The 6,932-nt window shown below is 72.6% G+C and carries 6 protein-coding genes; 4 read left to right on the top strand and 2 right to left on the bottom strand.

The genetic code is table 11. The features are described from left to right. The first annotated feature begins 339 nt into the window (after window positions 1-339). Window positions 340-1,776 carry an acyl-CoA carboxylase subunit beta gene (locus tag ONA70_RS33665; RefSeq protein WP_265010521.1) on the top strand — a complete coding sequence of 479 codons (1,437 nt, stop codon included), beginning with the start codon at window positions 340-342 and terminating at the stop codon, window positions 1,774-1,776. Between the two features lie 65 nt (window positions 1,777-1,841). Here the strand turns inward: ONA70_RS33665 and ONA70_RS33660 are convergent, their stop codons facing one another. Next, entirely contained in the window at window positions 1,842-2,606 is a 765-nt protein-coding gene (locus ONA70_RS33660; protein WP_265010520.1) for a thioesterase II family protein, read from the bottom strand. Window positions 2,607-2,848: 242 nt separating this feature from the next. Here ONA70_RS33660 and ONA70_RS33655 point away from each other — a divergent pair, with 242 nt between their 5' ends. Together ONA70_RS33655 and ONA70_RS33650 are read left to right on the top strand one after the other, a co-directional pair. Continuing rightward, complete coding sequence (locus tag ONA70_RS33655) at window positions 2,849-3,082, top strand: DUF5988 family protein (protein WP_265010519.1); 234 nt, start codon at window positions 2,849-2,851, stop codon at window positions 3,080-3,082. A 284-nt stretch (window positions 3,083-3,366) separates the two neighbouring features. After that, window positions 3,367-4,095 carry a helix-turn-helix domain-containing protein gene (locus tag ONA70_RS33650; RefSeq protein ID WP_265010518.1) on the top strand — a complete coding sequence of 243 codons (729 nt, stop codon included), beginning with the start codon at window positions 3,367-3,369 and terminating at the stop codon, window positions 4,093-4,095. Window positions 4,096-4,149: 54 nt separating this feature from the next. On the opposite strand, the gene ONA70_RS33645 is transcribed toward ONA70_RS33650, so the two are convergent. After that, window positions 4,150-4,794 carry a DUF1579 domain-containing protein gene (locus ONA70_RS33645; RefSeq protein WP_265010517.1) on the bottom strand — a complete coding sequence of 215 codons (645 nt, stop codon included), beginning with the start codon at window positions 4,792-4,794 and terminating at the stop codon, window positions 4,150-4,152. 523 nt (window positions 4,795-5,317) lie between these two features. Here ONA70_RS33645 and ONA70_RS33640 point away from each other — a divergent pair. Next, a partial coding sequence (locus ONA70_RS33640; RefSeq protein ID WP_265010516.1) for a type I polyketide synthase occupies window positions 5,318-6,932 on the top strand: 1,615 nt, incomplete at its 3' end.

The raw sequence follows: 6,932 nt of genomic DNA, 5'->3' as shown, positions 1-6,932 counted from the left end.
GTTCGCTTGCCGTTGCTCGCTGCCAGGGTCATGACGGTCCTCCACCCGCTACGGACTGCCGGCGTCGCGGCCGGCACGACGCGCCCGGTCGGGGGTCGGCCGCGGCGGGCCACCCCGGTCCGCGTGGTGTTCTGCCGGGCGGAGGTCCGCCTGCGCGCGAACGGGCGACGAGGACAGCGAAGCGCGTACGTGCCGATTGGGCAACCCCTAGCCGAACCTGTGGATTTCCCACCTGACGCCGCCGGATCCGGGGTGGGCTAGGGGTTCAGCGCCGCGCGGGAACGCCGTTAGCGTGAGCGACACGCCCTCACGTTTCAGCCCGCGCTGCGGAGGTCCACCATGACGGTCACACTCACCGCACCCCGCGCCGACGAGGCGGTCCACACCGACCACCGCCACCCCGCCACCCGCCTGGGGCGACTGCTGGACCCGGGCAGCGTGCTGCCGATGCACCCTGCCGACGACAGCGGCGTGACCGCCGTGCGGGGCCGGATCGGCGGCTTCCCGGTGGTCGCGTACTGCACCGATGCCAGCCGGATGGGCGGGGCGCTCGGCGCGGCCGGCGCGGACCACATCATCGAGGCGATCCGGCTGGCGCTGTGGAAGCACTGGCCGGTGATCGGGTTGTGGCACTCGGGTGGCGCGAAGCTGGCCGACGGTGTCGAGTCGATGGACGGCGTCGGGCGGATGTTCGCCATGATGACCAAGGCGTCCGGTCGGATCCCGCAGATCTCGGTGGTGCTCGGCCCGGCCGCCGGGGCCGCCGCGTACGGTCCGGCCCTCACCGATCTGGTGATCATGTCGGACGCGGCGCGGGTCTTCGTCACCGGCCCGAACGTGGTGCAGAGCGTCACCGGGGAACAGGTCGACATGGAGTCGCTGGGCGGCCCGGCGGTGCACGCCCGCCGCTCCGGAGTGGCGCACGTGACGGCGGCGTCGGAGGCGGAGGCGTACGTCCGGGCCCGCCGGATCACCGAGCTGCTCGCCCGCCCCGGCCACATCGACGTGGGCGCCACGGCGGGCGGCGCGGACCTGCGGGCGTTGCTGCCGGAGTCCAGCCGGCGGGCGTACGACGTGCGGCCGCTGGTGCGGCACCTGCTCGACCGGAACGACGACGGGCCCTCGTTCGAGGAGCTCCAGCCGGGCTGGGCCCGGAACATGGTGGTCGGGCTGGGCCGGCTCGCCGGGCGGACGGTCGGGGTGCTGGCCAACAACCCGCTGCGCAGGGGCGGCTGCCTCGACTCGCTGAGCGCCGAGAAGGCGGCCCGGTTCGTGCGGATGTGCAACGCGCTCGGCGTACCCCTGCTGGTCCTGGTCGACGTGCCCGGCTACCTGCCGGGGGTCGGGCAGGAGTGGGAGGGCGTGGTCCGGCGCGGCGCCAAGCTGCTGCACGCCTTCGCCGAGGCCGAGGTCGCCCGGATCACGCTGATCACCCGCAAGTCCTACGGCGGGGCGTACATCGCGATGAACTCCCGCTCGCTCGGCGCGACCGCGGTCTTCGCCTGGCCGGAGGCGGAGGTGGCGGTGATGGGCGCGGAGGCCGCCGTGGGGGTGCTGCACCGGCGGGAGCTGGCGGCGGCCTCGCCGGAGGAGGTCGACGAGCTGCGCGCCCGGCTGGTGGAGGAGCACCGCCGGGAGTCCGGCGGAGTCCACCGTGGCCTCGCGCTCGGGGTGATCGACGAGGTGATCGACCCGGCGGACACCCGCCGGCGGCTGGCCGAGGCGTTCGCCGCCGCGCGGCACCGGCGGGGCCGGCACGGCAACATCCCCCTCTGAAACCCCGTCGGGTACGCGCCGACGCCGCCCCGGATCGCGTCGACCCGGGGCGGCGTCGCGAGCGGTCAGCGGCGGACCGGGGTGAGCACCTCGGTCACCACCGCGAGGACGTCATCGGTCCGCTCGGTGAGGTAGAAGTGGCCGCCCGGGAAGTGGCGGACGTCGGTGGGGCCGGTGGTGTGCGCCCGCCACGCGTCCGCCTCGTCCGCGGTGACCAGGGGGTCGGCGGTGCCGACCAGGACGGTCAGCGGACAGCGCAGCCGGGTGCCGGGGCGCTCCCGGTAGGTCTCGATGGCCCGGTAGTCGGAACGGAGCGCCGGCAGGATCATCCGCAGCAGTTCCTGGTCGGCCAGGAGCCGGTCGTCGGTGGCGCTGTGCCGCCGCAGCTCGGCGACGATCGCCTCGTCACCCCGCTGGTGCAGGTCCTCGGCGCGTAGCCGGGCGGGTGCCCGGCGGCCGGAGGCGAACAGGTGCAGCAACGACACGCCCCGGTCGCGCTCGAGCCGGTGGGCGACCTCGAAGGCGACGGTGGCTCCCATGCTGTGTCCGAAGAAGGCGGTCGGGCGCCCGTCGTCGAGCGGGAGCACCTCGGCGATCCGGTCGGCCAACTCGTGGATGGAGTCCAGCGCCGCCTCCCGGCGCCGCTCCTGGCGGCCCGGGTACTGCACGGCGACCACCTCGATGCGCGGCGCGAGCGCCCGGGACACCGGGAAGTAGAAGCTGGCCGACCCGCCGGCGTGCGGGAAGCAGACCAGCCGCACCGCGTCCGGGTCCGCGCCGTGGTAGCGGCGGGTCCAGACGTCCTGGGAAAAAGCCGTCGTCACCTGCATTCACCGTCCTGGAAATGAGGGCCGGCCCGGCCGGCCGGGCCGAGAACAGCGGCCGGCAGTGGCGCGCGATACCGCCTGCGGGCGATTGTATTTGCCCAAGGGGACCCCGCCGGCGACCTGCGCCGTTATTTCCGCTGGCCCCACCGCAGGATAGGGGTGCATTACGGGTCCACAATCCCACAAGCGCCAGCGATGATAAAAGCAGTCAATTCGCAAACATATCCCGCAGGATGGGGGCAGCGATGACCAGTTCGCCCGAAAACGTCGTCGAAAACCTGATCGAGGCGATTCTCGTCGGCGGACCGAACGACCTGCCGGCAACCGTCCGGAGCCAGCGACTGCCGCCCGACGGACAGAAGGTGAAGATTCACCACCGGGGCGGTTACGAGCACTTCGAGCGGGAGAGCGCCGGCTCCACGTCGTCGCCGGATCCAGTGGTCTTCCGCTGGACGACGCGCACCCGCGTGGCGGAGTGACCTCAACCCTCCACACACGACGGAGGTTCCCGGCCTGTCGGGCTCGACGCCATTGGCCGGGAACCACCCTTTTAGCCACCCTACGCACTTGACTCGTCACTCAGCGCCAGGATTGCGGTACCATCTTGGCGCGGTACGGGTTCTTCTTCCTGTTTCGCAACGGTGGAGCACGCCTTTCCGGAACTGCCGTCAGCCTGACCTCGCATAACAGTGATCTGTGCGCGTTCTGGCAGCGGACGACAGGAGACTCGCCGTTAGAAGACCGATTATCTCGGGGAGCAACGGTGAAAGACGGCATCCGACGGGCTATTGACGCCATCCGGGATCGGTACGAGGAGCCGTTGAGCCTCGATGATCTGGCCCGGTCCGCCATGATAAGTAAATTTCACTTTCTGCGGACCTTCCGCCGGGTCACCGGCGTGACGCCGGGCCGATTCCTCTCCGCGGTGCGGATCCACGAGGCGAAGCATCTGCTCTCCACCACCACGCTGAGCGTGGCCGAGATCAGCGTCCAGGTCGGCTACGGCAGCCTCGGCACCTTCACCCGCCGGTTCACCGAGTGCGTCGGCCTCTCCCCCACCGCGTACCGTCGGGTCGCGCAGGGCGAGCCGTTCCCCGAGTACGGCGAGCCGCGGCCACTGCGGGACCATCCGGCCGGCAGCCTCTCCGGCACCATCCAGGCCGTACCGCGGGCCGACTCCCCGGTCCTGGTGGGCGTCTTCGACAGTCCCGTTCCCCGGGGTCGTCCGGTCACGTCCGTGCTGGTCCAGGAGCCGGGGCCGTGGCGGCTGGACCCGGTACCGGTCGGCCGGTGGTACGTGCTGGCCGCCGCGGTCGGGCCAACGGTGGACGACCGCGACATGCCCTCGCTGCTCGTGAGCATGTCGGAGGAGTTGCGGGTCTCGACGGGGCGGCACCTCCGGGTCGACCTCACCATCCGGCCGCCGGACTGGCGGCACCCCCCACTGCTGTCGGTGCTGCCCGGCATCGAGCGGCTCCGCGTCACGGTCTGACGAACGGTCCGCCCGGGCGGGCCGGCCCTGCGGCCCGCCCGGGACGCCGACCGGTCAGCGCCGGTCGCAGCGGGCGGTGCCCACCGGGAACAGCTGGTCCGGAGCGGACTCCAACGCCATGGAGACGTCGTTGTAGAGCTTGTCCGGCGCCGGCGAGTACAGGTCGTCCCGGCCGATGTGGCGGAACCCGTTGAACAGGTAGGTGCCGGTGAAGACGGCGTGGCCGGCGGTCACCTGCGGCGCGCTGCCGGCACCCTGACCATCCGCGTCGTCGAAGTAGTAGGTGGTGAACTGCTGCGCCGCCGGGTCCCAGCCGTAGACCTGCCGGGCGACGACGCGCTGCGGGTTGGAGGTGCTGGGCAGCTGGAGCGAGCGCAGCTCGTACCAGTGCCCGCCGAGGATGGACCGCACCGAGAGGTAGGTGGTGTTGGTCATCGGCGGCTGCCCGTGCGCGTACGTGGTGACCAGGCACTTCCAGTTGCCGAGCAGGAAGTCGAGCTGGCTCATCTGGGCGGGCGCGGCGGTGGTGGAGCGGTTGACCGCGGCCAGGTCGTCGTCGAGCGCCGGGAAGTCCTCCGCCGCCGCGTTGCCGGGCGTCGCCGAACCGAGGGCCAGGGCGCCGAGCACCGCCGTGGCGCCGAGCGCCAGCCCGCGGCGCAGCCGCGAACCGGCGCGAACCGCCGTTCTCCGAGAATTCATTCTTCCTCCCGATTGGTGGGAAACGGGCGCCGGCGCCGCTCGACCGTCGCAATTCCGCGCTTCGCGGGAGCGTACGGCCGGGTGCGCCGGCGGCGTCCGTTCGCCACGATCGGGGGTAAGCAACGGGAAGATTCGGCCGGCACGAAAAAGTGTCGAACGGGAACGTAATGGGAGCCGATCCGGCGAGTCAAGGCACCAGCCGACAGAAGCCCGATCACCGTGCGCGGGCCGGGGACCCGGCTGCGGATACGGCCCTCCGGAATGGATTCGGAACAGGGGTGAGCAGGGGTTGTGCGGCGCCGTCGCGGGGTCGAAGTAGGGGTGCTAGGGGCTATCCGGCCTGATTGCCGCTACCTATCCTTGTCGATTGGACAGAGAATTGTCGGCGTCCACCTCCGCCCTTTTTCGAACGTCCGGCCACCACGTCGCTGTCCCGCATAAATGTGGAAATGCGTATCCGGGATGGCGTGCCACGCTCGCCGACCCGTCCACCGGAAGAGGAACGGAAGATGAGGGAAGGCACATGACCCGACCTGACGCCGCGCCTGGAGAGGGATCTGGTCGACCGTACCCGGTGGCGGTGGTGGGGCTGGCGTGCCGGCTGCCCGGCGCGGCGGATCCGGGGGCCTTCTGGCGGCTGCTGCGCGCCGGGGCCGACGCGGTGGGTGAGGTGCCGGCGGACCGCTGGGGCGCCGACGGGACGGTGCGGCACGGGGCCTTCCTCGACGACGTCGGCGACTTCGACGCCGATTTCTTCGGTGTCTCGCCGCGTGAGGCGGCGGCGATGGATCCGCAGCAGCGCCTGATGCTGGAGCTGGCGTGGGAGGCGGTCGAGGACGCCGGCACCACCCCGACCGCGCTGGCCGGCACCGCGGCTGGGGTCTTCGTCGGCGCGATCTGGGACGACTACGCCCACCTCACGTACCGGGGCGGGGCGGAGCGGATCACCGCGCACACCGTGACCGGCCTGCACCGCAGCATCCTCGCCAACCGGATCTCATACCTGTTCGACCTGCGCGGCCCGAGCCTGGCGGTGGACACCGGACAGTCCTCGTCGCTGGTCGCCGTCCACCTGGCGTGCGAGAGTCTGCGCAACGGCGAGTCCAGGGTGGCCCTGGCCGGCGGCGTGAACCTGAACCTCGTGCGGGAGAGCGCGGTCGGCGCCGAGCGGTTCGGCGGCCTCTCCCCCGACGGGCGGTGTTTCACCTTCGACGCCCGGGCGAACGGCTACGTGCGCGGCGAGGGCGGGGCGCTCGTACTGCTCAAGCCGCTGGCGGACGCGGTGGCCGCCGGGGACCGGATCTACTGCGTGATCGACGGCTCGGCGGTGGGCAACGACGGCGCGACCGAGGGGCTGACCGTACCCGGCCGGGAGGGTCAGCAGCAGGTGCTGGCCGCGGCGTACCGCCGGGCCGGGGTGGACCCGACCGAGGTGCAGTACGTGGAGCTGCACGGCACCGGGACGCGGGTCGGCGATCCGGTGGAGGCGGCCGCGCTCGGCGCCGTCGTCGGCCGGGGGCGGGGCGACGCCGGGCCGGTGCGGGTGGGCTCGGCCAAGACCAACGTGGGGCACCTGGAGGCCGCCGCGGGCATCGTCGGCCTGGTGAAGCTGGCGCTCTGCGTACGGCACCGGGAACTGCCGCCGAGTCTGCACTTCGCCTCGCCCAACCCGGACATCCCGCTGGACGAGCTGGGCCTGGCGGTGCAGCGGGAGCTGACCGGCTGGCCCCGGCCGGACCGGCCGCTGCGCGGCGGGGTGTCGTCGTTCGGCATGGGCGGCACCACCTGCCACGTGGTGGTCCGCGACGCCCCGACCGAGGACGTCGCCGAGGCGACCGGGGACGGGTGGACGTCCTGGGTGCTGTCGGCGAAGACCGAGCCGGCGCTGCGCGCGTACGCCCGGCGGCTCGGTGCGTGGCTGGCCGGCCAGGAGGATGTCGCGCCGGCCGTCGTCGCCGACGCGCTGGCCCGGCGTACCCGGTTCGCGCACCGGGCGGTGGTCACCGCCGCCGGCGGCGACGAGTTCGCCGCCGCGCTGGCCGCGCTCGCCGACGGGCGACCCCACCCGCTCGCCGTCACCGGGGTGGCCGCCGATCGGGTCACTGCCTTCTGTTTCACCGGTCAGGGCAGCCAGTACC

This window comes from Micromonospora yasonensis (assembly GCF_026013475.1).
Taxonomy (GTDB): Bacteria; Actinomycetota; Actinomycetes; order Mycobacteriales; family Micromonosporaceae; genus Micromonospora; species Micromonospora yasonensis.
The sequence above is the reverse complement of the archived record's forward strand: the minus strand, read 5'-3'. Positions and strand labels throughout refer to the sequence as shown.